The organism is Bacillus sp. NPDC094106 (genome assembly GCF_044764345.1).
Taxonomy (GTDB): Bacteria; Bacillota; Bacilli; order Bacillales; family Bacillaceae_G; genus Bacillus_A.
Genome location: NZ_JBIWHY010000004.1, coordinates 115,604 through 141,379 on the forward strand (window position 1 = coordinate 115,604; position 25,776 = coordinate 141,379).

32 protein-coding genes are annotated in these 25,776 nt (G+C 37.0%); 5 read left to right on the plus strand and 27 right to left on the minus strand.

All coding sequences use genetic code 11. The features are described 5' to 3' along the window. Window positions 1-71: 71 nt before the first annotated feature. The 13 genes from spoIVB to accB form a co-directional block, all read right to left on the minus strand. Window positions 72-1,370, minus strand: coding sequence for a SpoIVB peptidase (gene spoIVB, locus ACIQ7L_RS07315; RefSeq protein ID WP_400567852.1), 1,299 nt, complete (start codon window positions 1,368-1,370; stop codon window positions 72-74). A 121-nt stretch (window positions 1,371-1,491) separates the two neighbouring features. Next, entirely contained in the window at window positions 1,492-3,231 is a 1,740-nt protein-coding gene (gene recN, locus ACIQ7L_RS07320; RefSeq protein ID WP_400568172.1) for a DNA repair protein RecN, read from the minus strand. 250 nt (window positions 3,232-3,481) lie between these two features. Then, on the minus strand, window positions 3,482-3,931 hold the full coding sequence (argR, locus tag ACIQ7L_RS07325; protein ID WP_001032579.1) for an arginine repressor ArgR: 450 nt from the start codon (window positions 3,929-3,931) through the stop codon (window positions 3,482-3,484). Between the two features lie 142 nt (window positions 3,932-4,073). Then, the gene (locus ACIQ7L_RS07330) at window positions 4,074-4,913 is read right to left on the minus strand and encodes a TlyA family RNA methyltransferase (protein ID WP_097896823.1); all 840 of its coding nucleotides are present in this window, start codon (window positions 4,911-4,913) and stop codon (window positions 4,074-4,076) included. A 3-nt stretch (window positions 4,914-4,916) separates the two neighbouring features. After that, window positions 4,917-6,809 carry a 1-deoxy-D-xylulose-5-phosphate synthase gene (dxs, locus tag ACIQ7L_RS07335; RefSeq protein ID WP_400567854.1) on the minus strand — a complete coding sequence of 631 codons (1,893 nt, stop codon included), beginning with the start codon at window positions 6,807-6,809 and terminating at the stop codon, window positions 4,917-4,919. 348 nt (window positions 6,810-7,157) lie between these two features. After that, window positions 7,158-8,051, minus strand: coding sequence for a polyprenyl synthetase family protein (locus tag ACIQ7L_RS07340; RefSeq protein WP_400567856.1), 894 nt, complete (start codon window positions 8,049-8,051; stop codon window positions 7,158-7,160). After that, a complete protein-coding gene (gene xseB / locus ACIQ7L_RS07345) occupies window positions 8,051-8,281 on the minus strand; it encodes an exodeoxyribonuclease VII small subunit (protein ID WP_097896826.1) in 231 nt (76 codons plus the stop codon). Before xseB ends, ACIQ7L_RS07340 begins: the two co-directional genes overlap by 1 nt. Then, window positions 8,271-9,629: an exodeoxyribonuclease VII large subunit gene (gene xseA / locus ACIQ7L_RS07350; protein ID WP_400567858.1), complete on the minus strand. Its 1,359-nt coding sequence runs from the start codon at window positions 9,627-9,629 to the stop codon at window positions 8,271-8,273. Before xseA ends, xseB begins: the two co-directional genes overlap by 11 nt. Window positions 9,630-9,655: 26 nt before the next feature. Next, window positions 9,656-10,516, minus strand: coding sequence for a bifunctional methylenetetrahydrofolate dehydrogenase/methenyltetrahydrofolate cyclohydrolase FolD (gene folD, locus ACIQ7L_RS07355; RefSeq protein WP_400567860.1), 861 nt, complete (start codon window positions 10,514-10,516; stop codon window positions 9,656-9,658). A gap of 23 nt (window positions 10,517-10,539) precedes the next feature. Next, complete coding sequence (gene nusB / locus ACIQ7L_RS07360) at window positions 10,540-10,932, minus strand: transcription antitermination factor NusB (protein WP_400567862.1); 393 nt, start codon at window positions 10,930-10,932, stop codon at window positions 10,540-10,542. Window positions 10,933-11,276: 344 nt separating this feature from the next. Then, the gene (locus ACIQ7L_RS07365) at window positions 11,277-11,669 is read right to left on the minus strand and encodes an Asp23/Gls24 family envelope stress response protein (RefSeq protein WP_097896830.1); all 393 of its coding nucleotides are present in this window, start codon (window positions 11,667-11,669) and stop codon (window positions 11,277-11,279) included. 23 nt (window positions 11,670-11,692) lie between these two features. After that, window positions 11,693-13,045 (minus strand): acetyl-CoA carboxylase biotin carboxylase subunit, encoded by a 1,353-nt coding sequence (accC, locus tag ACIQ7L_RS07370; RefSeq protein WP_400567864.1) that lies wholly within the window; start codon window positions 13,043-13,045, stop codon window positions 11,693-11,695. Between the two features lie 16 nt (window positions 13,046-13,061). Further along, window positions 13,062-13,547 (minus strand): acetyl-CoA carboxylase biotin carboxyl carrier protein, encoded by a 486-nt coding sequence (accB, locus tag ACIQ7L_RS07375; RefSeq protein ID WP_400567866.1) that lies wholly within the window; start codon window positions 13,545-13,547, stop codon window positions 13,062-13,064. Between the two features lie 482 nt (window positions 13,548-14,029). On the opposite strand from accB, the gene ACIQ7L_RS07380 reads away from it, so the two are divergent. Next, window positions 14,030-14,227, plus strand: a complete 198-nt coding sequence (locus ACIQ7L_RS07380) for a DNA recombination protein RecO (RefSeq protein ID WP_097896833.1) — start codon at window positions 14,030-14,032, stop codon at window positions 14,225-14,227. A 38-nt stretch (window positions 14,228-14,265) separates the two neighbouring features. Here the strand turns inward: ACIQ7L_RS07380 and ACIQ7L_RS07385 are convergent, their stop codons facing one another. The 9 genes from ACIQ7L_RS07385 to ACIQ7L_RS07425 are packed head-to-tail and all read right to left on the minus strand — an operon-like array spanning window position 14,266 to window position 19,790. Beyond that, on the minus strand, window positions 14,266-14,925 hold the full coding sequence (locus ACIQ7L_RS07385) for a SpoIIIAH-like family protein (RefSeq protein WP_400567867.1): 660 nt from the start codon (window positions 14,923-14,925) through the stop codon (window positions 14,266-14,268). A 12-nt stretch (window positions 14,926-14,937) separates the two neighbouring features. Beyond that, window positions 14,938-15,603: a stage III sporulation protein AG gene (gene spoIIIAG, locus ACIQ7L_RS07390; protein WP_400567869.1), complete on the minus strand. Its 666-nt coding sequence runs from the start codon at window positions 15,601-15,603 to the stop codon at window positions 14,938-14,940. Continuing rightward, entirely contained in the window at window positions 15,593-16,225 is a 633-nt protein-coding gene (spoIIIAF, locus tag ACIQ7L_RS07395) for a stage III sporulation protein AF (protein ID WP_097896836.1), read from the minus strand. Before spoIIIAF ends, spoIIIAG begins: the two co-directional genes overlap by 11 nt. 12 nt (window positions 16,226-16,237) lie before the next feature. Beyond that, on the minus strand, window positions 16,238-17,410 hold the full coding sequence (gene spoIIIAE, locus ACIQ7L_RS07400; protein ID WP_400567871.1) for a stage III sporulation protein AE: 1,173 nt from the start codon (window positions 17,408-17,410) through the stop codon (window positions 16,238-16,240). Window positions 17,411-17,420: 10 nt separating this feature from the next. Continuing rightward, complete coding sequence (gene spoIIIAD / locus ACIQ7L_RS07405; RefSeq protein ID WP_097896838.1) at window positions 17,421-17,804, minus strand: stage III sporulation protein AD; 384 nt, start codon at window positions 17,802-17,804, stop codon at window positions 17,421-17,423. A gap of 23 nt (window positions 17,805-17,827) precedes the next feature. Next, entirely contained in the window at window positions 17,828-18,031 is a 204-nt protein-coding gene (gene spoIIIAC, locus ACIQ7L_RS07410) for a stage III sporulation protein AC (protein ID WP_098562477.1), read from the minus strand. Window positions 18,032-18,045: 14 nt separating this feature from the next. Next, on the minus strand, window positions 18,046-18,561 hold the full coding sequence (spoIIIAB, locus tag ACIQ7L_RS07415) for a stage III sporulation protein SpoIIIAB (protein ID WP_400567874.1): 516 nt from the start codon (window positions 18,559-18,561) through the stop codon (window positions 18,046-18,048). Then, the gene (gene spoIIIAA / locus ACIQ7L_RS07420) at window positions 18,555-19,481 is read right to left on the minus strand and encodes a stage III sporulation protein AA (protein ID WP_097896840.1); all 927 of its coding nucleotides are present in this window, start codon (window positions 19,479-19,481) and stop codon (window positions 18,555-18,557) included. The genes spoIIIAB and spoIIIAA overlap by 7 nt, the downstream gene beginning before the upstream one ends. Window positions 19,482-19,508: 27 nt before the next feature. Next, window positions 19,509-19,790 (minus strand): YqhV family protein, encoded by a 282-nt coding sequence (locus ACIQ7L_RS07425; protein WP_400567875.1) that lies wholly within the window; start codon window positions 19,788-19,790, stop codon window positions 19,509-19,511. Window positions 19,791-19,996: 206 nt separating this feature from the next. Between ACIQ7L_RS07425 and ACIQ7L_RS07430 the strand changes: the two genes are divergently transcribed. After that, the gene (locus ACIQ7L_RS07430) at window positions 19,997-20,560 is read left to right on the plus strand and encodes a GNAT family N-acetyltransferase (RefSeq protein WP_400567876.1); all 564 of its coding nucleotides are present in this window, start codon (window positions 19,997-19,999) and stop codon (window positions 20,558-20,560) included. Continuing rightward, on the plus strand, window positions 20,557-20,877 hold the full coding sequence (locus ACIQ7L_RS07435; RefSeq protein WP_400567878.1) for a hypothetical protein: 321 nt from the start codon (window positions 20,557-20,559) through the stop codon (window positions 20,875-20,877). Before ACIQ7L_RS07430 ends, ACIQ7L_RS07435 begins: the two co-directional genes overlap by 4 nt. 35 nt (window positions 20,878-20,912) lie before the next feature. Here the strand turns inward: ACIQ7L_RS07435 and efp are convergent, their stop codons facing one another. Genes efp through ACIQ7L_RS07455 form a run of 4 tightly spaced genes read right to left on the minus strand, consistent with a single transcriptional unit; the run spans window position 20,913 to window position 23,537 of the window. Next, window positions 20,913-21,470 (minus strand): elongation factor P, encoded by a 558-nt coding sequence (gene efp, locus ACIQ7L_RS07440; protein WP_400567879.1) that lies wholly within the window; start codon window positions 21,468-21,470, stop codon window positions 20,913-20,915. Window positions 21,471-21,491: 21 nt separating this feature from the next. Beyond that, window positions 21,492-22,553, minus strand: coding sequence for a Xaa-Pro dipeptidase (pepQ, locus tag ACIQ7L_RS07445; protein WP_400567881.1), 1,062 nt, complete (start codon window positions 22,551-22,553; stop codon window positions 21,492-21,494). 4 nt (window positions 22,554-22,557) lie between these two features. Continuing rightward, entirely contained in the window at window positions 22,558-22,998 is a 441-nt protein-coding gene (gene aroQ, locus ACIQ7L_RS07450) for a type II 3-dehydroquinate dehydratase (protein ID WP_400567883.1), read from the minus strand. Window positions 22,999-23,051: 53 nt separating this feature from the next. Further along, a complete protein-coding gene (locus tag ACIQ7L_RS07455; RefSeq protein WP_400567884.1) occupies window positions 23,052-23,537 on the minus strand; it encodes a YqhR family membrane protein in 486 nt (161 codons plus the stop codon). 244 nt (window positions 23,538-23,781) lie between these two features. Between ACIQ7L_RS07455 and ACIQ7L_RS07460 the strand changes: the two genes are divergently transcribed. Together ACIQ7L_RS07460 and ACIQ7L_RS07465 are read left to right on the plus strand one after the other, a co-directional pair. Further along, on the plus strand, window positions 23,782-24,705 hold the full coding sequence (locus ACIQ7L_RS07460) for a DUF1385 domain-containing protein (protein ID WP_400567885.1): 924 nt from the start codon (window positions 23,782-23,784) through the stop codon (window positions 24,703-24,705). Between the two features lie 79 nt (window positions 24,706-24,784). Continuing rightward, a complete protein-coding gene (locus ACIQ7L_RS07465; RefSeq protein ID WP_097896849.1) occupies window positions 24,785-25,186 on the plus strand; it encodes an SA1362 family protein in 402 nt (133 codons plus the stop codon). Window positions 25,187-25,238: 52 nt separating this feature from the next. Here the strand turns inward: ACIQ7L_RS07465 and mntR are convergent, their stop codons facing one another. Further along, a complete protein-coding gene (gene mntR / locus ACIQ7L_RS07470) occupies window positions 25,239-25,667 on the minus strand; it encodes a transcriptional regulator MntR (RefSeq protein ID WP_097897058.1) in 429 nt (142 codons plus the stop codon). Between the last annotated feature and the right edge of the window lie 109 nt (window positions 25,668-25,776).

Here is a 25,776-nt window from a genome sequence, read left to right on the forward strand (position 1 = left end):
AAAAACAGCTCTTGCGGAACTTTTACAAAATTCCAACGAATTTCTCAATAAAAAAAGCAAGCTGACATGCATCAGCTTGCTTTTTTCTCTTGCTCATAAATGTTAATTCCTGCCTCGTGTAACATCCATTCAATATGAACACCATATCCTGAAGTTGGATCATTCACAAACACATGTGTGACTGCACCAATTACTTTTCCATCTTGAACAATCGGGCTACCACTCATCCCTTGCACAATACCGCCTGTTTTCGCTAACAAGCGCTTGTCTGTAACTTTTATAACCATTCCTTTTGTAGCTGGGAACTTTTGTGGTACTGTACTTACAATTTCAATATCAAATGCTTCTACTTTATCTTGATCGATTACTGTTAATATTTTTGCCGGCCCTTCTTTTACTTGATGAGATAACGCAATCGGCATTTCTTTATCCATGATTCCATTTTTCATATCTGTATTTAATTTACCAAAAATACCGAATGGACTATTCGTTGTAATATTACCAATTACTTCGCGATCTGGTGAAAATCTTGCTAATTTTTCTCCTGGATTTCCATGACTACCGCGTTCAATAGAAGTAACCGTTGAACGCATAATTTGTCCGTCTTCCACTTGAATTGGTTTTTTTGTATCATTATCAGAAATAACATGGCCAAGGGCTCCATATTTCATAGAATCTGGATGAACAAAAGTCATCGTTCCAATACCAGCTGCCGAATCACGAATATATAAACCAATTCGATAAGACGACTCGCCACTATCTTTTTGAGGTGTTAGTTTTGCTCGAATATACTTACCATCTCTTAATAAAACAAGATTAAGTGGTTCACCTGTTTCTCCACTATCATGAATAAACGGTGCTACATCACTCATTCTTTCAATTGTTTTTCCATTAATTTCAGTAATCATATCTCCAACTTGTACACCAGCTACTTCTCCTGGAGATATTTTCCCTCTTTCGGTTTGAATTAAATGATGCCCTACAACAAGTACACCTTTCGTATTCAACTTCACTCCGATGGATTGTCCACCTGGGATCACTTTAAAATCTTTTAATACTTTGACATTTACTTTTTTTACCGGAAAACCAGCAAGTTGAAAAACCATATCCGCTTCACCGTTTTGATGCGAATTTACCATAAGCCCTTGCGCTTCTTTATCTGAACTTACTGTAAAAACATTATGATTTGTAGATGAAGCCTGAAAAACTGGTAATGATGCTATTTCTGATTGTTGCCCTTCAAAAATAACGAGTTGCTTTGGGGATGAAATAAACGTACGCAGCGGTTTAAAACATCCGATAAAAATTAACGAAACAAGGAGACAAATCCCTATTATTTTTCGGAATCGTTCTAATTTCAATTCGTTCACTCTCCTCGCTCCTACCCCACATTCAGCCTCTTTGGCTTCATCTTTTAATTTCTCCTTGCAACGCTTTGTTTATAACCGGAAGAATTAAGAAATATCATCATTTGAACAAAAAAGCTATCCATTATTGGATAGCCTCTGCTGTCTGTTTAAAATGATGCGCTTGTGTAAGTAACTCTTTCGCATGCTCTGTCGTCAAATCGGTAATTTCCACGCCAGAAATCATGCGAGCAATTTCTGTTACCTTATCATCTGTGCTTAATACAGTAACTGATGTAATCGTCCGATCATTCGCAACTTGTTTACGGATAAATAAATGTGAATCCGCCATCGAAGCTACTTGAGGTAAATGCGTAATACAAAGTACTTGTGAGTTTACTGATACACGATAAATCTTTTCTGCGATTGCTTGTGCAACCCGGCCACTCACGCCTGTATCCACCTCATCAAAAATGACAGATGCAACACCTTGATGCTTAGAAAAAATGCTCTTTAAAGCTAGAATAATACGAGACAATTCTCCGCCAGAAGCCACTTTTGAAAGTTGTTTTAACGGTTCCCCTGGATTTGTTGAAATATAAAATCCCACCTGATCATATCCATCTACTGTAAGTTTCACCGGCGTTCCTTCTACAAGAGGATCTTCTGTGTTGCCTTCTCTTTTCGTAATTCTCACTTCAAATTTCGTTTTTTCCATGTACAGCTCTTTTAATTCCTGATGGATTGCACTTGTTAAGTGATCTGCAAGTCCATGACGCATATCGCTTAACAACGTTGCTTCTTTCAAAATTACGCTTTCTAATTCTTTTAATTCCTTTTTCGTCGTTTCAATATGCACATCTTTATTTTCAATCGTAAATATTTCTTGCTCTATTTTATCAGCATACACTAAAATCTCTTCTACAGTATTTCCATACTTTCTCTTTAGCATACGAATTTCATTTAAACGTGTTTCAATTTCATCTAAACGATTTGGATCATATTCCATCATATCTAACTTTTCTCGAAGCTGATAGGCTACTTCTTCTAACAAATAATAACTATTCGCAATCGAATCATGATTTTCTTGATATGCCTCATCTAAATGCGTAATACTCTCCATTTGTCCCATTGCGTTTCGTACATGATCCAGCCCTTGACCATCTGCACTTAGGGAACGATATGCATCACCTAGAGCTTTATAAATCTTTTCGAAATTGGAGATTTTTAATCGTTCTTCGGTTAATTCATTTTCTTCATCTACTTTCAAATCCGCTTTACGAATTTCTTCGTGCTGGAATTGAATTAAATCTAATCGATGCACCATCTGCTGTTCATTCTCTGTTAAAGATTTAAGTTGTTTTTTTAACTGCTCATACTTAGCGTATACACTTTGATATATTTCTAACTGATTCACAATTCGATCTCCATCAAAATGATCGAGCATAAATAAATGACGTTCCTCATTCATTAAATCCTGCGTTTCATGCTGTCCATGAATATCAACCAGTGTTTTTCCAATTTCTTTTAATATACTTAATGTGACAAGCTTACCATTTACACGGCATACACTTTTTCCATTTGCAGCAATGTCACGTTTTAAAATCATCATGCCATCTTCAATTTCAATATCCAATTCTTCAGCTTTCGCAATACATGGATGTTTGTCATCCTCTACATAAAATAACCCCTCGATTTCAGCCTTCTCTGTCCCATATCGAACAAATTCTGCTGAACCGCGGCCACCAACTAGTAAGCTAATTGCATCAATAATAATTGACTTTCCGGCCCCTGTTTCACCACTTAAAACAGTTAAACCTTTTTGAAAAGAAATATTTAATGACTCAATAATAGCAAAGTTTCTAATCGATAATTCCGATAACAATGCTCCATTCACCTCGTTATAAACTAATCCCCTATTAAGGGCTTTCATTGAGTATTACTCAAATAGTTATCCTATATATATAGGATGTATAATTTAATCTTCTAGCCCGCTCCATTGTACCAAACATTTGTTTTACGGGTCAATCCATCTATTTCCTAAGCTTATTCTAAGTAAATACTATTTTTCCCATAATAAAAAATATCTTGTTTACTTTCCGCTTTTGGCAAAAAGGTAAACAAGATTCTTTTTGTTACAACATATTTAAGAAACGATCTGATACAACACCTGTATCTTCAGGCGTACGGCAAATAATTAAGCAAGTATCATCACCGCAAATGGTTCCAATAATCTCATCCCACTCTAAATGATCAATAAGTGCTCCAAGCGCATGCGCGTTACCAGGCAATGTTTTTAGCACAAGCATATGTCCTGCTGTGTCTAATTTCACAAACGAATCGACTAGATTACGTTTTAATTTTTGCAACGGATTAAATCGTTGATCTGCTGGCAAGCTATATTTATAGCGGCCATCATGTAATGGCACTTTCACTAAGTGCAATTCCTTAATGTCACGTGATACAGTTGCTTGCGTTACATTAAACCCTTCATTACGTAAAATATCAACTAATTCATCTTGTGTTTCAATTTCTTTATTCGCGATAATTTCTCTGATTTTAATATGGCGCTGACCTTTATTCATACATTTGCACCTCACACTATCTCTTACCATAGTTTAAACATTGGTATACTTCACTTATTTATGTTAACGTATAATCGTTTACTTGTACACAATTGTTTTTACAATCATTATACAATTCCAACAAAAAGAGGAACAACAAATGTTATTCCCCTTTCCCTTTTTGCTTTAAGACTCCGTGTGCTTCCGCAACAACCTGTTCTACAGAAATTAGAGAATGATTTTCGCCACTTTCACGTTCACCATGCCATTTTAGATGAATTAAAAATTCAATATTTCCATCTCCACCTGTAATTGGAGAGAATGTTAAACCTTCCACATCATATCCTTCTTTTATAGCAAAGTCGACAATCATCTCTACAACAGCCTCATGTACTTTCGGATCACGAACAATTCCCTTCTTCCCAACTTGCTCTCGCCCAGCTTCAAATTGCGGCTTAATTAATGCTGCAACATCACCATTTGGAGTAAGAATCGTTTTTAAAACTGGAAGAATGAGTTTTAATGATATAAACGAAACATCAATGCTCGCAAATTGCGGTAATCCGCGTTCTAAATCTGCCGGTGTTACGTAACGGAAATTCGTACGTTCCATAACAACAACGCGCTCATCTTGGCGAAGCTTCCATGCCAATTGATTGTATCCTACATCTAAAGCATAAGATAACTTCGCTCCATTTTGCAGTGCGCAATCTGTAAAGCCACCAGTTGATGAACCAATATCCAACATAATTTTATCTTGTAAATCAAGGTGAAAAGTCTCTAATGCCTTCTCTAATTTATAGCCACCACGGCTCACATATGGCATGACTTGCCCTTTTACCGTAATTGGTGTATCTTGTGGAATTTTTTCCCCTGGCTTATCGAGTCTCATTTCATTTGCATATACAAGCCCCGCCATAACAGCGCGCTTTGCCTTCTCACGCGTTTCTATAAGCCCTCGTTCTACTAATAGTACATCTACTCTTTCTTTTTTTACACTCATTTGTTACGCCCTTTTTTGTTTTGATGGAATCATTGTATGAATCCGATCTACAACAGCATCTGTTGTCAAACCGATTTCTTCTAACAGCTTTGTAACGCTACCATGCTCAATAAACTGATCAGGAATACCCATTCGCTCAATTAAAGCACCATGATATCCGTGATCAGTAGCAAATTCAACTACCCCTGTTCCAAATCCACCGATTAAGCAAGCTTCTTCAATTGTTAAAATCGGCATATTTTTACCCAAGAGTTCATGTAAATACGTTTCATCCATTGGCTTAATAAAGCGAGCATTCACTACTTTCACTGAAACACCAGCTTTCTCAAGGCGCTCCGCTGCTTCCATTGCCATTGGAATTGTTGTACCAAACGTTAAAATTGCCGCTTGTGTACCTTCTTTTAATGTCTCCCATGTACCAATAGGGATAGCTTGCAATTCTTCATCCATGTGAACTCCAAGTCCATTTCCACGCGGATAACGCAGTGCAATTGGTCCATCTTCATATTGCACTGCTGTATATACTAAATGTTGACCTTCATTTTCATCTTTTGGCATCATAAGCACTATATTTGGCAAGTGACGTAAAAACGCAATGTCAAATACACCTTGATGCGTTTCACCATCTGCTCCAACTAAACCTGAGCGATCTATTCCAATGAAAACATTTAAATTTTGACGACATATATCATGAACAACTTGGTCATATGCCCGTTGTAAAAATGTTGAATAAATCGCTAAGAACGGCTTCATTCCTTGCGTTGCCATTCCCGCTGCCATCGTTGTTGCATGTTGCTCAGCAATCCCTACATCAATCATCCGATCTGGAAACTCTTGTTGAAACTTTTCGAGCTTAGAACCAACCGGCATCGCTGGGGTAATCGCAACGATACGCTCGTCCGTTCTCGCCAGCTTACGAACCGTTTCGCTTACAACAGAACTCCATGCCGGTGCAACTTCTTTCGGTTTCACAAAGTCTCCTGATTCAATTTTATACGGACCTGTTCCATGCCAAGTTCCAATGACGTCACTCTCAGCTGGTTTATAACCTTTTCCTTTTTTCGTAATGATATGAACTAGGACTGGCCCTTTTGTTTTCTTTGCATATTGCAACGTTTCAAATAGTTTTTCATAATCATGTCCGTCAACTGGACCTAAATACGTAAAACCTAATTCTTCGAAAAAGACACCTGATACTAGTAAATATTTTAAGCTATCTTTTATCTTTTCAGCTGTCGCTGCAACTTTCCCGCCAACCGCTGGAATCTTCTTAAGCAAATACTCTAGTTCATCTTTCGCCCACTTATATTTCCCAGCAGTGCGTAAGCGACCAAGTACATTATGAAGCGCTCCAACATTCGGTGCAATCGACATTTCATTATCATTAAGAATAACAATCATATCTGTTTTTTCATGCCCGATATGGTTTAATGCTTCTAAAGCCATTCCGCCCGTTAAAGCACCATCCCCTATGATTGGTATAACATATTCTTTCGTTTTCTTTAAATCACGTGCCAGTGCCATTCCCATCGCGGCAGATAATGATGTTGAACTGTGACCTGTTTCCCATACGTCATGTTCACTCTCACAGCGTTTTGGGAAACCACACAACCCTTTATACTGTCTTAATGTACCAAACTCTTTTGCACGGCCTGTTAAAATTTTATGTACATAGGATTGATGTCCTACATCCCATAAAAATTTATCTTTTGGACTATCAAATAGTTTATGCAGAGCAATTGTGAGTTCTACTACACCTAAGTTAGGAGCAATATGTCCACCTGTTTGAGAGAGCTCTTCAATTAAAAACTTACGAATATCCTCACTCAATTCCTCTAGTTCACTGATAGACATACCTTTCAAAAAACTAGGGTTTTGAATTTGCGTTAGATCCACATGGATCACTCACTTTCATTTCATAATCTGTCAACATGTCAAATGTTATAAAAAATATTTACACAATACAAGAAATTCTTCATTATCTTTTCTATTATTTTTATCTTGTCCTGTTTCAGAAAATACTTCCATTTTTCTTTACGAGACATCTATTTTCTATAAAAATGTAACTGACTTACCATATCATAAATCATGTTGCCTTGTGCGATGAAAAAAGAGCCGCTAACACAAAGTGATAACGGCAATGTAATCTAGATATATTTTTGCCAATAACAAGAAAAGAAAAACCTTTTTCTACATTTATACCACAAAATGATGAATGACTCAACAAATGAAAACGCTGTTATACTAGTTATTACGCTTTGCGATTAAATCACAGATGGATAGTAAATATTCATCTTGTAATTGTAAAGACGCTATCGCATCTTTTGCTTTGACAATTGTTTCTTCTAGGATATCTTTTGCCTCGTCTATAGCAAATAACGTTGTATATGTACTTTTTTCATTTGAAGCATCACTACCAATTGGTTTTCCAATCTCTTCTTCTGTACCCTCTACATCTAAAATATCATCTCTAATTTGAAAAGCTAGACCGATATATTTCGCAAATGCGAGCAGTTTTTCTTCTTGTTCTAGTGTAGCCCCTGCAAGCATAGCTCCTGCAAGCACAGCAAATTCTAATAATCGGCCTGTTTTGTGTTTATGAATATATTCTAATTCACTAAGCGTGAGCTGCTTCCCTTCCGCTTCCATATCCGCTACTTGTCCAGCAACCATTCCTTCCGGTCCCGCTGCTTTCGCAAGTTCAAATGCAAGTCGCAATTTTGTTTCTGCAGAAATTTCTTCGTGATAGTGTGCTGTGACTACTTGAAAAGCATACGTTAACAAGCCGTCTCCTGCTAAAACAGCCATCGCTTCACCAAATACTTTATGATTTGTCGGCTTTCCGCGTCTTAAATCATCATCATCCATACATGGTAAATCATCATGAATTAATGAATACGTATGAATCATTTCAAGAGCGCAAGCTGCTCCTACTCCAAGATCTCTTTCTTTTCCAAATGCTTGCAATGTTGCAAATAAAAGTAACGGGCGGAGACGCTTTCCACCCGCTTCCAATGAATATACCATCGCTTCACGAAGTACATTTGGACATTGTAATTCATTTGCATAGCGGACAAGCTGCTCTTCTACAAAAATTTTACTCTCTTTCACAAAAGTATCAAAAGCTACATATGCCACTATGCTTCATCTCCTAAAGCAGTAAATGGTGCAAGTTCTCCATCTTCCCCTAGGATAACTGCCATTTGTTCTTGTACATCTTTCAATTTCTCATCACAGAGCTTAGACAACTCCATACCTTCTTTAAAGTATGAAATTGCTTCTTCTAAAGGAACATCACCTTGTTCAAGCTTAGAAACGAGATGTTCAAGCTGCGAAATCGCTTCTTCAAAGCTTAATTTATTTTCCATTATTCAATTCACGCTCCTCTATGCCCGATACGTTACAATCTAATATTCCATCTTGTAATTGTACTGAAACTGTATCTCCAAGGCCGACATCTTTCACGCTCTTTAACACTTGTTTCTTCTCACTATACACAAGCCCATAACCTCTCATCATGACTTTAAGCGGACTTAATGCTTCTAGTTTTTGAGCTGTCCTTATAAATGCAAACTCTTTCGTTTGCATTAATGTTTGCATTTCACGTTGCAATTGCTTTTGCAGTGTTTCTATCGTTGTCTTAGTTTGTGAAATTTTTTGAGAAGGATGATGCTTCTCTAAGTAAAATGAAAGTTGCTTTAATTGGTTTACCTTTTTCTCTATATAACGCTCTTTTGCTAAAACAAGCTGTTCAAGAGCACGGTCTAACTGTTCTTCCTTTTGTTCATACACTTGCCTTGGGTAACGGAACGCATACGATTTTTGTAATACTTGTAATCGTTCTTGTTTTTTATGTAGCATCTCTCGCATGGCTCTTTGTAAGCGAAGGGTTCTTTGTAACACCTTCTCTTGTAACTCAAGAATATTCGGTACTGCAAGTTCTGCCGCTGCAGTTGGCGTTGGTGCACGTAAATCCGCTACAAAATCAGCTATCGTAAAGTCTGTTTCATGTCCAACAGCTGAGATGATTGGAATCTCACTTGCAAAAATTGCCCGCGCAACCATTTCCTCATTAAAGGCCCATAATTCTTCAATCGAGCCACCCCCACGACCAACAATTAATACATCTATATTGGCCATCTCATTTGCTTCGCGAATCGCTTGTACAATCGAGGGAGCTGCTGACTCCCCTTGTACAAGTACCGGAAATACAATCACATTTCCGATTGGATAACGACGTTTAATCGTTGTTATAATATCTCGAATCGCCGCTCCTGTTGGTGATGTAATGACACCAATTATTTTGGCATATGGAGGAATCGGCTGTTTATAAACTTGAGAAAACAACCCTTCTTCCTCTAATCGAACCTTTAATTGCTCATAAGCTAAATGAAGATTCCCGATACCATCAGGCTGCATATCATGAACATAAATTTGATAGGAACCACTCGCCTCATAGACAGAAATCTTCCCTTTTACAAGTACTTTCATTCCATTTTCTGGTCTGAACTTTATACTGCGATTATGACCCGCAAACATAACCGCTGCTATTCGTGCATTTTCATCTTTCAATGTGAAATACATATGGCCACGGCTATGATATTTAAAGTTCGAAATTTCTCCTTTTAACCAAACAGACTGTAAATGCGGGTCATACTCTATTTTTGTTTTCATATAGCGTGTTAATGCTGTAACGGTTAAATATTGTTTTTCCATTTCTCTCTCCTCATAGCCGATTCAAACTATTTACAAACAACTCCTGCGCGTTTTGCAGATTCAACTGTATTATGAAGGAGCATTGTAATTGTCATTGGACCGACTCCTTTTGGTACTGGCGTGATGTATCCTGCAATATCCAGTACATTTTCAAAGTCAACATCACCGCATAATTTCCCTGTATCTAAACGATTGACACCAACATCAATTACAACTGCACCTTCTTTTATATAGTCAGCCGTTACCATTTTCGGTCTTCCAACAGCTACAACTAAAATATCAGCTAACTTTGATAATTCTTTTATATTTTTTGTTTTGGAGTGACAGTATGTTACAGTCGCATTTTCATTTAAAAATAGCTGTCCCACTGGTTTCCCAACTATGTTACTTCGGCCAATTACAACAACGTGTTTTCCAGAAATATCAAGATTTGTTTCTTTTACTAATTCTACAATACCGTGTGGTGTACATGGCAGAAATGTGTCTTGCCCCGTCATCATACGACCAATGCTGATGGGATGAAATCCATCTACATCCTTTTCAGGTGAAATTCTTTCAATGATAGCTTTCTCTTCAATATGTTTTGGCAAAGGTAATTGTACTAATATTCCATTAATACGGTTATCCTCATTTAAGCGATCAATCTCAGCAAGCAAACGCTCTTCTGTAATTGTCTCTGGAAACTCAATTAGCTCTGAATAGATCCCAACTTGTTCACAGCCTTTTTCTTTTCCCTTTACATAAGAACGAGATGCTGGATCTTCGCCAACTAAAATAACTGCTAATCCTGGGACAATTCCTTGCTCTTTCAACTTCACAACTTCTTCTTTTAATTGTGTTCGTTTTTTCTCCGCAACTTCATTTCCTTTGATGATTACTGCTACCATTTTAAGATTCCCCCTTAAAGAAATTACAGTGTATCTTTTATATTAGATAAAACGCCGTTAATAAAACGACGAGATTCCTCATCCCCAAATATTTTAGCAATTTCAATTGCTTCGTTAATTGTTACATTGTGTGGAATTTCTTCCATGTACTTCATTTCATACACAGCTAAACGTAAAATACTGCGATCCACAACACTAATACGTTCTAATTTCCACTTTTTTAAATTTTGACGAATCACTTCATCAATTGCTTCTTTATGTTCTACAAAACCAACAACAAGTGAATCTAAAAATTCATTTGTTTCTTCGCCTTCTTCTAGCGTATTTTCCACCGCTACTTTCGGCTCTAATTCTCCAGTAATATCCATTTGATATAATGCTTGCATGGCTCTTTCTCTAGCCGTCCTACGTTTCATTGTAACTCTCCTTTATACTTCAAGTCTTTCCTTATGTTTTGTTATATTATTATAATTTATAAGCCGTCAATTTACTTACTCTTGCAGTTTTCATTGATTTTTCAACCTTATAATACAATGATAATAACACAATTTATCGTTTCACACACGGGTTACAAGGCTGAAAAATAACAAAAAGATTAACTTCAAGTTCCATACCCTATCACAATGTACGTTTTTTGGAAAAACATATCATCTTTCTTTATATTTCATACTTTTTAAAATAGTATAACAATTAAGAAGTCTTATGCATGAAGGGATGAAACGAGAAAAAAGGTGCCTGTTTCACGAGGCACCTTTCATTCTTACACTGGCTCGATTTCTGTTTTTTGTGTTTCGAATGTTACGCCAACGATGTGAACATTCACTTCTTTCGGCTCAAGACCTGTCATTGTAAAGAGCGCTTGGCGAATATTATCTTGAATCTTTTGTGCAACAACTGGAATTGCAACACCGAAGTACATAATCACATAAACGTCAACGATGATATCTTCACTTGCTAATTCAACCTTTACACCTTTACCATGATTTTTCTTTCCTAACTTCTCAACAACATCTGTAGCAAAATTGCCACGCATTGCCGCTACACCATCCACTTCAGCAGCTGCGATGCCTGCAATTACTTCAATTACTTCCGGTGCAATTTCTACTTTTCCAAGAGTTGTATCTTGACCCATATCTAACATATGTTCAGCCATGAAAAAAACCTCCTTTAAATGTATCACTGCGTCACAAGTTCATGTTCTTCCAAAAATTTCGTATTAAATTCACCTTTTACAAAATCAGGATGATCTAGCAATTGTAAATGGAACGGTATTGTCGTATGTACGCCGTCAATGACAAATTCACTAAGCGCTCGCTTCATTTTTGCAATTGCCTCTTCACGTGTTTTTCCATGAACAATTAATTTTGCAACCATCGAATCATAGTACGGTGGAATTGAATAACCTGGATAAACAGCTGAATCGACGCGAATACCAAATCCTCCTGGTGGTAAATACATTTCTACTTTACCTGGGGATGGCATAAATTTTTTGGCAGGGTTTTCCGCATTAATTCGACATTCAATTGCCCAACCATTAAATTGTACTTCTTCTTGCTGTAACGATAACTTTTCTCCAGAAGCAACGCGAATTTGCTCTTTAATTAAATCCATTCCTGTTACCATCTCAGTAACCGGATGTTCTACTTGAATTCGTGTGTTCATTTCCATAAAGTAAAAGCTTTTCGTTCTATATTCATAAATAAACTCAACCGTACCAGCACCTGTATAATCGACCGCTACCGCTGCTTTTACTGCCGCTTCACCCATTTGTTTGCGAATGTTCGCATCAAGTGCAGGCGAAGGACTTTCTTCTAATAGTTTTTGCAAACGGCGCTGAATTGTACAATCGCGCTCTCCTAAATGAATGGCATTTCCATGTGTATCTGCCATTATTTGAATCTCAACATGGCGGAAATCTTCAACGTACTTTTCTAAGTATACACCAGGGTTTCCAAAAGCGGTACTAGCTTCTTGCTGTGTAATTTGAATTCCCTTTACAAGTTCCTCTTCATGACGTGCAACACGAATTCCTTTTCCGCCGCCGCCTGCAGTCGCTTTAATGATAACAGGATATCCAATTTCATTCGCAAGCTCAATCGCTTCTTCCGTGTTTTTGATAATCCCTTGTGAACCTGGTACAATCGGAACCCCTGCTTCTTTCATTGTATCACGAGCAACGTCTTTTGTGCCCATCTTTGAAATAGCTTCTGGACTTGGTCCGATAAAAATCAAATTACATTCACGGCATAGTTCTGCAAAATCTGCATTTTCCGCTAAAAATCCATATCCAGGATGAATTGCATCACAACCCGTTAGTTTTGCAACGCTTATAATGTTCGTCAAATTTAAATAGCTTTCTTTTGAAATCGTTGGCCCAACGCAATACGCTTCATCTGCAATTTGCACATGAAGTGATTCTTTGTCTGCTTCTGAATAAATAGCAACTGTTTCAATATTCATCTCTTTACAAGCACGAATAATTCGTACAGCAATTTCCCCACGATTGGCGATTAATACTTTTTTTATCATCACAAAGACTCCCTTATTACGCTTTTACAAGAAATAGCGGTTGTCCATACTCAACAAGTTGTCCGTTGTTAACAAGAATTTCAACAATTTCTCCCTCTACATCTGCATCAATCTCATTAAACAACTTCATCGCTTCAACAATGCATACAATAGAATCTTTTGATACACGATCTCCAACACTTACATATGGAGGTACATCAGGTGAAGAAGAAGCATAGAATGTTCCTACCATTGGCGATGTGATTTTATGTAAATTCTCATCTTGAACTGCTTTCTTCTCTTCCTGCTTCGGTGCTTCTACACGAGCTGGAGCTACCGCTGTTTCAACTTCTACAGCTTGTGTTTGCACTGCTTGCTTCGCTACTGGAACTTGCACAGAAACTACTTCATTACCACGTTTTTTCATTTTAATGGTTGTACCATCTTTTTTGTATTCAAATTCATCAATATTAGAGCTATCAATTAATTTAATTAATTCACGAACTTCTTGAATTTTAAACATATAAAATCCACTCCCATACACTTGTTTGTCTCGTTTTTACAGATACACAACATATAGAAAATTGTATTGACTGTAAAAATACGATGCACTCTACTAGAAAGGCCATTTCTATAATCCTTACTAATAAAAATATTTACTATTCCTATCTTACGATAAATAGTCTTAACATTCCAACTCTATATTTCTTTATGATAAATCGAAACTCCTGTAAAAATATTATTCCACCGAATAGTTTATCACCTAGTAATAATACCAAGTTTCACACAAAATTGGCAAGACCACTTCCTAAAAAAACATATTTCTCTTTCTTTGAAATGTATAATGTAAAGCTTGTATTTACCATCCTCACTTTATGCTATTCATTTAAACAAACATATTTTTACCAAATATTATTTTTTTGTTTACAAGCCGGTCATTCTTCCTTCACATAAGAATAGTATGTTCAAAGTGAACGAAAATATAGTGTAGCGAGGTGTGGAAATATGATATGGCTCATTCTATTCCTACCAGCTGTCATCATTTGGTTTGTTGTTCTCTTTATCCACCTGAAATCCGGGAAAAGCAATCACCATTACCACGAACCCTTAATTTTTTACTCTCAGCGCATTTCTCCATTCCCAATTGAAAACATCCAAAACGACTATAAAAATGAACTAGAAAAAAGCTATCGAAAACGATAGCTTTTTTCTAGTATTCTTGTTGCATAATGGGCTTCATCTTACTTAACCGGATCAAATTTAACACCTACATCTTTAGATCCAGCTTCACTTCGCACAAGTTGGATAATTTTATTTGCCTCTTTCTGTGAATGCTTTGCCGCTTTTACAGTTACCTTAATATCACTTCCTTCAGCTCTTACAAGTGCGTCTTTGTAACCACCTTGAGATTTAATAACCGTTTCAAGCAACCCTTCTTTTGTTTGCATTGTATTGATTGCATCAAAATCAGCTTTTGCCTTACTAATTTCCTCAGCTGAAGATTTTGTTGATTTCATCACATCTTGTAACTTTTCTTTCTCTGCACTACGTTGATCCTCCATTTGCATACGTAAAGCTGTGAAGTTCTCATCGCTTGATTGAACTGTTACATTACTTTCTTTTTTGCTCACTTCTTTGTTACTTGTTTCTTTGCTACTTGTTCCTTTGTTGCCACTGTCCTTTTTATCTGTTTCTTTATTTGCAGTTTCTTTTTTACCAGCTTCATTATTTGAAGTTTCTTTTGTAGTTTCTTTTTCAGTTCCTTGCTTTTCTTGTCCCATCTTTTCGCTCGCTGTCGGCGTTACATTATTCATTTTCTCTGGTGTTGTTACATAGTAAACAGATAGCACAACAACTAAACTTAACATCGTTAATAACCAAACTGTTTGTTTTTTCAACACTTTATTTCCTCCCTAGCCCTTTTTTGGTAATACTGCAACGCGGTGAGATGGTACATCTAACATACGCGTCACTGCTTCTTTTACCATTGCTTTTATTTGTATATTATCCACTCCCTTTGCTACGACAAGGACACCACGTACTTTCGGTTTCTCTGTTCGTAAAATAACTGGAGTTTCTTTATCACCTTCGCGTATAATGACCGTCTTTTCATCAAGAGACTCATCTTCCACTTTTCTTGTGCCTCCTGTTTTATCGGTTTCACTTGTTGTTTGCGAACGCTTCACAGTATTTTTTTCAAGTATTTTTTCCTCAGATGAATCTAAATTCACTGTAATAGATACATCTTTTACCCCTGTTATATCTTCTAATGCAGATTTCAATTCTTGCTCATACGCTTTTTCGTATTTTTCTACAATTGACATGTTGTCGCTATTTTTTTGCCCAAAGGTCGGCACATCTTTTCCTGAATCTTGACTTGTCTTTTCTTTGAACACAGGCACTTCTTCTTTTTTTGTTTGAAAGAAATTGCTAGAAAACATAAGCAAAATTCCAAGTATAAGTAGGACAAGCAAAAACTTTGGTGTTACCTTTTTCCCCTTCTCCTTATCATCTTTTTCGTCCCCTTTCAATAAGTTTCGAAAAAACGAGAATTTTGAATTTTTATCTTTATTGTCCATTTACTCTACCTGTCCCTCCTTCCATTTGAACTTGGATTTGTTTATCCTCTAGCTGCCATTTGTTTGAAAAGAACTCTTTCATTTCTACATTTGTTTCTTCCGAAGTTTTCCGTGGTTCTTTCGTATTAATTTCAACTGGTTTTACTGTTTCAATTGCATCATTTTTCTTCGGTTCAGCTTCTTTTAGTGTCACAATGACAGATTGGATATCCTTTGCTGTTTTTACTTCTTCTTTCGTTTCTGGTGCAATTACTTTTATTTCAGACACTGTCACACCATACTTTTTCTCAAACTCTTTTCCAACTTCTTTTTTCATTTTGACAGCCATCTCTTCTAAACTATATGCACGTGTGAGAGCTTGTATTTCTTTTTTCTTTGTATCAATTGAATTTTTTACCGATCCATCTGTTACATACTTTTCTTGATTAAAATTCGCAATCACTTCATTTACATCTGTTTGTAATAACTTAAATAGCGGCGTCAAGATTAAAACGACTAACAATAAGCTCACAACAAATTTGACATACTTTTGTAAATTTGAATTAGGAAGGATAAGATGAAGCATTGTCGCCAAGAGTAAAAAAACGATAATATTTCTAATCCACTCTGTAACAAATTGCATACTCGCCACCTCCTATCGCATCATAAGGGTAATGTTCCCCGCGGCAATAATAATGGTAATACTTAAAAAGAACATAAACGATACGATAGCTAAGCAAGCAAATACATAGATAATACTTCGTCCTATAATATCCAAGCACTGAATAATAGCTCCCCCGCCAACTGGCTGTAGTACTGCCGCGGCAAATTTATAAATAAATGCAATACAAAAGATTTGAATCGCCGGAAACGCAACGATTAAACATAAAATAACAAGCCCGATAATCCCGACTGTATTCTTTAACAACCCAGAAGCACTAATCACAGTATCTGCCGCTTCTGTAAACATCCTTCCTACCACCGGAATAAAGTTGCCTGTTACAAACTTCGCTGTTTTAACTGCTATCCCATCAGCAACTGCTGTTGCTGTCCCCTGCACTGATAATACACCGAGAAAAACAGTTAAAAAGATACCAATAATCCCAACGCTTACATTTTGCAGGAGCTTGGACAATTTCGTAACTTTATATTGATCGCTCATTGTACTCACAATACTTAAGATCGTCGCAAGCAATAAAAGAGGAAGTACAATATAGTTCATGAGCATCCCACTTGTATTCATTAAAAAAATGATAATCGGATGGAAGAATGATACCGATACAACCCCGCCCCCTGTCGCTATGAGTGCTAGTAAAATAGGAAGTAGAGCTAATATGAAATCTACCATCGTTTGAATTGTTTCTCGCGCATACGTCATGACTACATAAAAACTATTTAAAGCGAAAATAATCAGCACCATATATACAACTGCATCAGCAATTTTACTCACGCTGCTCTTTGAGAAAGCGGATTGTAAGGACTGTAATAATGCACTAAAAATTGTGAGCATAATGAGCGTCCCAAGTAATTTTCCATTTGCAACAAGCTCATGAAACAAATATTTCAATAGCCCTGTCATCCACTCTTTTACAGAAAATTCCTTTTCTCCCTTTACAAATTCCATAAAACTTCCCTTTTGACTCTCTGGTAAATAGCCTCCATATTTTGTGACAAGCCCGTCCCAATACTGCTTCACATCTTCGATTCCGAGTTTATCTAATTGCTGATCTACGACGTTTTTTTCTAAAGGAGAAGCTTGTACAACAATTGGTAAAGAAAAGAAAAGGAAGCAAGCAAACAGTAGCTTAGCTCCAAACCTTCGCAACATTCACTCCCCCTTATCCCGTAGGTAAAAAACCAAGGATTGTTTCAATTACAACTGTCAAAATCGGAATAGCCATGACAAGGATTAAAATTTTCCCTGCCAATTCAATCTTTGAAGCAATCGCCCCTTGGCCAGCATCTTTTGTAATTTGAGCACCAAATTCGGCAATATAAGCAATGCCAATGATTTTTAGCAGCGTTTCTACGTATACATTGCTTACCTTCGCTTCACTTGCAACTCTCTCAATCATCCTTAAAATAGAATGGATTTGATCGATTAATAAAAGAAACATTACACTACCAATGAACACAATGAACAACGACGTGATACTAGATTTATGTTGATTCAAAACAGCAGCTAAAAAAGTTGCGACGAGGCCTAATCCGACAATTTGTATAATCTCGATTCGAACCGCCTCCTTTACTGGAAGAGAAAGACACTTTTTATCTTGTCAAACAAAGTATTAATCAGAAATGCAACATGAAATAAAATAACGACAAACCCAACGAGAATAACCCAGTTTGCAATATCTTCTCGCTTTAATTCTTTTAATACGGTATGAATGAAAGCTAAAACAATGCCGATTCCGGCGATTTGAAATATTAATTCAACATCAATGGACATCGCCTTTCTCCCCCCTATAGCAGTAAAATTACAATGAGTAGTCCTGCTAACACACCTAAGCTTTTTATCATCTTTTCATATTGAAGTTGCAGCGCTTTCGCTTCTCCCTCTTCTCTTTCTAAATGTGTAATACATAAGCGAATATGTTTTTGCTGCGATTCACGATCATGCTGCCCTAACGTTTCACCGAATTGTTGCAAAATCTCATATTCGGTTTGTCTAAATGCAGTTAGTTTCCAATTTTCTTGTAAACTATCAAGCCAAGCCTCTCTAACTGTCTGCTCACCGCTCTCTAGCCGCTTAGAGAAACTTTGAAATATCCAATGTAGTGGCCTCGGCATTTGCTTTACTAAGCGTTCTGCCGCTTCAGATAAAGGTGTATGCCCATACATAATTTCAGCTTCTAACGATTGAAGCGCTGCTTTTAAAAGCCTCAGTTGACGCGGACGTTCACTATATCTTTTGGCGTACGAAAAACCAAAGAAAGTAGTAACTGCTACAATTAACACCGCACCAAATATTTTTACCATACGCTTTGAACCTTCCCTCGCCTTTGAACAGGCTTTCCATCTCTATCCTTCACTTGAACAACCGTTCCAGGACCCTTTGCTTTTGATAGTTCAATAAAGCGATCAAACACACCAAGCTCCATTACAGCCTTTAAAGATGGCCGCTTCATTACATCATCAAAAGAAAATCCGTGCGCACTTATAAAAAGCTGAACACCAGCATGGACTGCCTCCATAATTGCTTCACTATCTTCCATGCGCCCAATTTCATCAACGATTAATACATCCGGGCTCATAGAACGAATCATCATCATCATTCCTTCTGCTTTTGGACAAGCATCCAGCACATCAACCCGTGGACCAAATTCATATTGCGGAATCCCTTTTACACATCCCGCAATTTCTGAGCGTTCATCAACAATTCCCACTTTACAAGAAGGAATTTCATGAGGACGGACCCCTTGACTCATACAACGTGCCACATCCCTGAGAAGTGTTGTTTTCCCTGTTTGTGGCGGTCCAATTACCATCGTATTTAACCAACGTGATTCATACAAATAGGAAAGAAGAGGTTCGGCAATTCCCATTTTTTGACGAGCAATCCGAATATTAAATGATGAAACATCTCGGATCATCTTCACTGCACTTTTCTCTGTAATTACTTTTCCCGCCAAACCAATCCGATGACCACCACGCAGCGTAACATACCCGCGTTTTAACTCTTCTTCCATCGTATAAATTGAATATTGACTCAGCTTATTTAATAAATAAATGGCATCCTCTGCTGTGACGATATAATCATAAAAAAACACCTCTCCGTATGCGATACATTCGAGCGGCCTTCCAATTCGAACCCGGATTTCCTCTAATTCATGATATTGTTTACAGCCTTCGATGAACTGTTTCATCGTTTTTGGTAAAACCTCTAATACTTCCTTCATCGGCTTCTCCCCACCATAATTGACTTACTATTTCAACACTGCAATAAAAATGCAGCCAATTCCAAGAGTTAGAAAAAAAAGTTTCAAAAAAGAAATTTCACTTGCGACGCTCGCAATGCCGATTGACATCGTTATGATTAATACAGTCGGTCCAACAAATGCCAACATACCGTTTATAAACAATGCCTTTTTCACATCATTCACATAGAGCATAAGCAAAGCGGCGAATATCTCCGCACTACCTGAAAACAGCCGAAGCAATCCCATGACAAGCACGGATGTTTCCATTGCCGCCAGCCACTGTTTCATTCTTCCACCTTCTCCCCTAACAATTACGTTTCAAGCAGCTTCTTAAACTTACTGAAAAAGCCGTATTTCAAAAAGAATAGATTTGTACAACCATATGCAGAGGTTGTCTATTTCAGAAGTAAAAACATAATTTTTCTACTTTAATTATCGTTAAAATCCGAAAATTCACACTAGTTATGCTATATTTAAAAGAAAGGAGATAGTTTATGAAACATATCCTATTATTGCCACTCGATTTACAATATGCAGAAATCATTTTTACATTATCAAGCGATCCACATGTAAAAGACAGCCTAGGTCTAAAAGTGGAGACTATCGAAGACACGAAAGCATTTATTCGTTTTACAATGGCAGAAGAACAGAAAAAGCATTCTCTATCAAGAGTGATTGTAAATGAAAAAGAAGAAGTAATTGGCATCACTACCCTCAAGCACATCAATTATGAAAAAAGACAATCTCATATCGGTAGTTGGCTAGGTTATCCTTATTGGGGACAAGGATATAATGAGGCTGCTAAAAAGGAGATTTTAAAAATCGCATTTGAAGAATTACATCTAAAACATGTATTTGCTGGTGCCAAAACTACGAATATCCGTTCTTTAAAAGCGCAGGAGAAATTACCTTATATGTCACTACACGTAGAACAGCAATTTCCAGATGAACACGCTGCATTAGAAAAGGAAACAAAGTCTCCTTGTACACTACACGTTGTCTCTCGAGAAAACTTTTTAAATTGGATGAAAGGAAAGAACGAGGAGGTATCAAAATGAAGAAAGTTAAATTCTTTATGACAATTGTATTAGAGCTTGTTGGTATCTACCTCTTTTCAAAACTAGTTGGTTGGTCATTTATAGAGACCTTTTTTCTAGGAAGTTTAGGTATATTTGCGGTTATATGGTTCATTATCATGAGTACATCAAGGAATGCCAATATGGATCATGCTGTATATAAAGGCTTGACGGGTGTTGAAACGGGAGAGATAAAGCCATTTCAAATCAATTTAAATCCATACATAACTGGTACTCTGTCTCTTGTCGTCATTAGTCTTATTGCGACCATTATTTATTATTTACCTTATTACATGTAAAAAGCACTCGTGATAATCACGAGTGCTTTTTCTAACTATGCACGAGAAACGTATTTACCTTCACCTGTGTTGATGATAAGCATTTCGCCTTCGTTAATGAAGATTGGTACTTGTACAACAAGACCAGTTTCTAATGTAGCTGGTTTTGTTACGTTAGAAGCTGTATCACCTTTAATACCTGGTTCTGTTTCTGCAACTTTTAACTCAACAGTATTTGGAAGTTCAACACCAAGTACTTCGTCTTGGTATGTCATAATAGATACTTCCATGTTTTCTTTTAAGAATTTTAGTTCGTGCTCGATTTGAGCTTGACCAAGTTCGATTTGCTCATAAGTTCCGTTATCCATAAATACGTGAGACTCACCACTCGCGTATAAGTATTGCATACGACGGTTTTCGATGTGTGCTTTTTCTACTTTCTCACCAGCACGGAATGTTTTCTCTTGAACAGATCCTGTGCGAAGGTTACGTAGTTTAGAGCGAACGAATGCAGCACCTTTACCTGGCTTTACGTGTTGGAAATCCATTACTTGCCAAAGGGCATTGTCCACTGAGATTGTTAAACCTGTACGAAAATCGTTTACTGAAATCATGTAAAAAAATCCTCCTGTGTATTACAAAATAATAAGTTCTTTTGGTGATTTCGTAATTACTTCATTACCTTCACTTGTTACGATGATATCGTCTTCAATACGTACACCACCAACACCTGGAATATAAATACCCGGCTCTACTGTCACAACCATGCCTGGCTCAAGTACCGTTTCAGAGCGAGATGCTAAGCCTGGTGCTTCATGAATCTCAAGACCCACTCCATGACCAGTAGAGTGACCGAAATATTCACCGTATCCTTTTTCCGTTATGTAATCACGTGTTAATGCATCAGCTTCACGGCCAGTTAAACCAGCTTTAATGCCGTTCACACCACGCAGCTGCGCTTCTAAAACGACACTGTAAATTTCTTTTAATTTATCAGATGGTTCACCGACTGCAATCGTACGAGTAATATCAGAGCAATATCCTTTGTAATAAGCGCCGAAGTCTAATGTAACGAAATCTCCTGTTTCTATCACTTTTTCAGATGCCACGCCGTGCGGTAATGCCGAACGAAGACCTGAAGCAACGATAATATCAAACGAAGAAGATGTTGCTCCTTGTTTTCTCATGAAAAATTCAAGTTCATTTGACACTTCAATTTCAGATACTCCTGGGCGAATGAATGATAGAATATGTTCAAAGGCAGCATCTGCAATCTGTGCAGCTTCCTTTAATATCTTAATCTCTGAATCCGTCTTAATCAAGCGTAACTTTTCTACAAGCCCAGAAGTTGGAACAAATTCCGCTTCAACGGCTTCTTTATGTGCTGTATAAGAGCTATATGTAAGAGTATCTTGCTCAAAGCCAAGCTTTTGAATTCCTAATTCTTTCACTTGTTTGGCAACTTCATCAAGAATTAGTCCTGTATGCTGTACAATTTCATAGCCAACAGCTTGTTTACCAGCTTGCTCTACGTAGCGGAAATCTGTAATAAACAGCGCACGCTCATTAGAAATAAGTACGACACCAGCTGTCCCTGTGAAATTCGTCATGTATCTACGGCTATACTCATTCGTTAATAAAATACCATCAATACCAGCTTCATTAAATGCACTTCTTAATTTCGTGATTTTTTCCATCAGTTTATGCCTCCCTAAGTTTCTCCAATAATGCAAATAACGCTAACTTGTAGCCATAAAAACCAAATCCAACAATTTGTCCTGCCGTGGCAGCTGCCGTCACCGATTCATGACGAAACGATTCTCTCTGGTGGATGTTAGAAATATGTACCTCAATAACGGGAATCGAAATACTCGCAATCGCATCTCGGATCGCGTAGCTATAATGCGTAAATGCTCCTGGATTTAAAATGATTCCTTCATATATATCATCAGCCTCATGAATGATATCAATAAGAGCACCTTCATGATTCGATTGGAAACACTCTAACTCCACTCCCAATTTCTCTGCTTCTTGCTTTATCTCTGTTTCAAGCGTCGCTAACGTTCCTTTTCCATATACATTCACCTCTCGAACACCGAGGCGATTTAGATTAGGACCGTTTACGAGGAGTAATTTTTTCATCTTCTTAAACTCCTTAATATAAAGAATGTCTATACAACATTCTAACACAGGAATCACTTATTTGAATAGTTTGTCTTCTCTGTACCTTCTCCTCGATTCTCATTATTCGCTTCAAACGAAACAGAATATGAAATAAATACACCATATAAAATAAAAATACATATCGTTGTAACAATTGTTTCTTTCGGTAAATGAAGTGCATTTTTAATAACAGGTGCAATAGAACCAAGCCCGAAAAATAAAATGCTCCACCAAAAAAGTCCATACAACATTCCAGGTAGTACCCCTTCAAATCTTTTGAAAAGAGCCTTATAGAGAAACGCCACTAAAATAGAAAGAAGCCCCATACAGGCTATACCCGATACATTTCCCCAAGCTCCTTCTTTCCAATTCCCAAGGGCAAATGGTAAAAGCAAATAGTTTGGTCCAGCTTCTGTAAATGAAAAAAAATGAAGAAAATACCATATACTTCCCCAAAAAACACCACCAAATAAACCAATCTGTACAAATTTATTTATTCCTGATTGCTCTTGCTTCACGTTGCCACCTCCGCTTACTAGTATGCCCGAAACTATTTTGAAGCATGTTTAAATCATGCGAAATTTGTCTATAAAAAGAATAAGAAATGTCCTACTCTCGTAATATTTTTTCTTGTCATCCGCTTGTATTTCTCGATAAAATATAGGAAACTCGGTGATTGTCAAATCTCACAATGACAGAACCAAGTATGACAATTACCTCTTTTCTATAATAAGAGAGAAACAAATACAGGTTGGTGTTAACATGGCAGAAGAGTCAAAACAAATATATGGTGGGCAAGCGGTCATAGAAGGAGTTATGTTTGGCGGTAGAGAATATACTGTTACAGCGGTTCGTCGTAAAGATGAATCAATCGAATTTTATCGATTGCCACGCGTTCGTAATAAGGTATTAACCGTACTAAAGAAAGTTCCCTTTTTACGAGGCATCGCCGCTATTATTGATGCAAGTGCCAATGGAGCAAAGCATTTAAACTTTGCTTCTGAACGATTCGACGTTCATCCAGAAAATGATGAACAACTTGCACACCAAAAAGAAGAACAGTCAAAATTAACGATGATATTAGGAGTAGCAGCAGTCGGGGTGTTATCATTTATATTCGGTAAAGTCATTTTCACGGCGGTTCCGGCACTTTTAGCGGAATTGACAAGGCCGATTTTCCCATCTCATACTGGGCAAATCATTGTCGAAAGCATCATTAAGCTCGTTCTATTACTGAGCTATATATACTTTGTTTCACTAACCCCACTTATTAAGCGGGTATTTCAATATCACGGTGCGGAACATAAAGTAATTAATGCTTATGAAAATAACCTGCCACTGACTGTAGAAAATGTTCAAAAACAAACCCGCCTCCATTATCGCTGCGGAAGTAGTTTTATTATATTTACAGTCATTATCGGAATGTTCATCTACTTTCTTGTTCCAACTGATCCTCTTTGGATCCGAGTTGTAAACCGTATTTTATTGATTCCAGTTGTTCTTGGTATTTCTTTTGAAGTCTTGCAGTTTACAAATCGTTTGCGAGATATTCCGGTTTTACGCCTATTAGGATACCCTGGGTTATGGCTTCAACTATTAACAACAAAAGAACCTGCAGATGATCAAGTTGAAGTTGCAATCGCATCATTTGAAGAATTATTACGTTTAGAAAATAAACAACAATAATTATTTAAAAATGATGTTCAACTCCTTTCCTCATCGCTAATATACTAATTTTAATATATGTTTTTAGGAGGTGTTCCTTATGAACGGTCGTTCGTTTATGTTCGCTATATTTGTGCTTATTATTGGTTTAGCAATATTTGGTCTCGTTTCATCTGCAATTACAGATCCGAAAGGAATGTTACAAAACATTGGTATTATGTTACTTGTTGTTGGTATTTTTTACTTGCTATACAAAATGTTCACAAACTCCAGTGGTTCAGCCAATTCGCAAAACTCCTATAAGCGTGCTGCGAAACAATCGAACCGCAAATATGGAAAACAAAATGTAGCACCCCTAAGCAATTCTTTCTTAAAACGAAACGCTTCCGATGACAAAGGGAAGAAAGGAAATCCAACTTCGTTAAAACGGAAACGAAAGCAATCTCATTTAACCGTAATTGAAGGTAAAAAAAATAAAAAGAAAGACCGTGCTTCCTTTTAGGAAATACGGTCTTTCTTTTTTCAAACAAAAAAGGAAACGCATTTCGTTCCCTTTACTTCCCCTGCTCTTCATTTGCTTTTTGAACACCGCGAAGTGTTTCAATTCGAAGCTCATCTTGCTCAAAATATTGTACTAAATCACCAATACGATCGATTGCTTCCCAGCTTAAATGATGCTCAATTCCCTCTACATCATTATAAATCTTGCCTTCATCCACACCGATAATACGCATAAATTGCTCTAGTAATTCATGACGATATACAAGACGTTCTCCGATTTTTTTACCCTTTGTTGTTAATACAAGCCCTCTATATTTTTCATAAATTAGATATTCATCTTTATCTAATTTTTGTACCATTTTTGTTACAGAGGATGGATGCACACTAAGCGCTTCAGCAATATCAGATACGCGGGCATATCCCTTTTCATCAATCAACAAATAAATTTGTTCAATATAATCTTCCATACTAGGGGTAGGCATCGGTTTCCACCATCCAATTTCATTTTGTGTATTCCGCACTAAGCAATCAATAAAATGATACACCAGAAAGAATAACGTGACAAGGGTGGAAACAAGCCTAAATATATAA

Bases quoted from the DNA above. Each gene is read 5' to 3' on its own strand.
- ACIQ7L_RS07460 (WP_400567885.1), top strand. From the start codon at position 23,782: ATGGCAGAAGAGTCAAAACAAATATATGGTGGGCAAGCGGTCATAGAA.
- xseB (WP_097896826.1), bottom strand. From the start codon at position 8,281: ATGGAAAATAAATTAAGCTTTGAAGAAGCGATTTCGCAGCTTGAACAT.
- spoIIIAC (WP_098562477.1), bottom strand. From the start codon at position 18,031: ATGTCCATTGATGTTGAATTAATATTTCAAATCGCCGGAATCGGCATT.
- ACIQ7L_RS07425 (WP_400567875.1), bottom strand. From the start codon at position 19,790: ATGAAACAGTGGCTGGCGGCAATGGAAACATCCGTGCTTGTCATGGGA.
- xseA (WP_400567858.1), bottom strand. From the start codon at position 9,629: ATGGAAAAACAATATTTAACCGTTACAGCATTAACACGCTATATGAAA.
- ACIQ7L_RS07430 (WP_400567876.1), top strand. From the start codon at position 19,997: ATGAAACATATCCTATTATTGCCACTCGATTTACAATATGCAGAAATC.
- spoIIIAA (WP_097896840.1), bottom strand. From the start codon at position 19,481: ATGAAGGAAGTATTAGAGGTTTTACCAAAAACGATGAAACAGTTCATC.
- spoIIIAF (WP_097896836.1), bottom strand. From the start codon at position 16,225: ATGCAATTTGTTACAGAGTGGATTAGAAATATTATCGTTTTTTTACTC.
- ACIQ7L_RS07435 (WP_400567878.1), top strand. From the start codon at position 20,557: ATGAAGAAAGTTAAATTCTTTATGACAATTGTATTAGAGCTTGTTGGT.
- ACIQ7L_RS07380 (WP_097896833.1), top strand. From the start codon at position 14,030: ATGATATGGCTCATTCTATTCCTACCAGCTGTCATCATTTGGTTTGTT.
- accB (WP_400567866.1), bottom strand. From the start codon at position 13,547: ATGTTTAAAATTCAAGAAGTTCGTGAATTAATTAAATTAATTGATAGC.
- folD (WP_400567860.1), bottom strand. From the start codon at position 10,516: ATGGTAGCAGTAATCATCAAAGGAAATGAAGTTGCGGAGAAAAAACGA.
- pepQ (WP_400567881.1), bottom strand. From the start codon at position 22,553: ATGGAAAAAATCACGAAATTAAGAAGTGCATTTAATGAAGCTGGTATT.
- ACIQ7L_RS07330 (WP_097896823.1), bottom strand. From the start codon at position 4,913: ATGAGTGTAAAAAAAGAAAGAGTAGATGTACTATTAGTAGAACGAGGG.
- spoIIIAG (WP_400567869.1), bottom strand. From the start codon at position 15,603: ATGGACAATAAAGATAAAAATTCAAAATTCTCGTTTTTTCGAAACTTA.
- spoIIIAB (WP_400567874.1), bottom strand. From the start codon at position 18,561: ATGGTAAAAATATTTGGTGCGGTGTTAATTGTAGCAGTTACTACTTTC.
- accC (WP_400567864.1), bottom strand. From the start codon at position 13,045: ATGATAAAAAAAGTATTAATCGCCAATCGTGGGGAAATTGCTGTACGA.
- efp (WP_400567879.1), bottom strand. From the start codon at position 21,470: ATGATTTCAGTAAACGATTTTCGTACAGGTTTAACAATCTCAGTGGAC.
- spoIIIAE (WP_400567871.1), bottom strand. From the start codon at position 17,410: ATGTTGCGAAGGTTTGGAGCTAAGCTACTGTTTGCTTGCTTCCTTTTC.
- ACIQ7L_RS07365 (WP_097896830.1), bottom strand. From the start codon at position 11,669: ATGGCTGAACATATGTTAGATATGGGTCAAGATACAACTCTTGGAAAA.
- argR (WP_001032579.1), bottom strand. From the start codon at position 3,931: ATGAATAAAGGTCAGCGCCATATTAAAATCAGAGAAATTATCGCGAAT.
- mntR (WP_097897058.1), bottom strand. From the start codon at position 25,667: ATGCCTACCCCTAGTATGGAAGATTATATTGAACAAATTTATTTGTTG.
- nusB (WP_400567862.1), bottom strand. From the start codon at position 10,932: ATGAAACGTAGGACGGCTAGAGAAAGAGCCATGCAAGCATTATATCAA.
- ACIQ7L_RS07465 (WP_097896849.1), top strand. From the start codon at position 24,785: ATGAACGGTCGTTCGTTTATGTTCGCTATATTTGTGCTTATTATTGGT.
- aroQ (WP_400567883.1), bottom strand. From the start codon at position 22,998: ATGAAAAAATTACTCCTCGTAAACGGTCCTAATCTAAATCGCCTCGGT.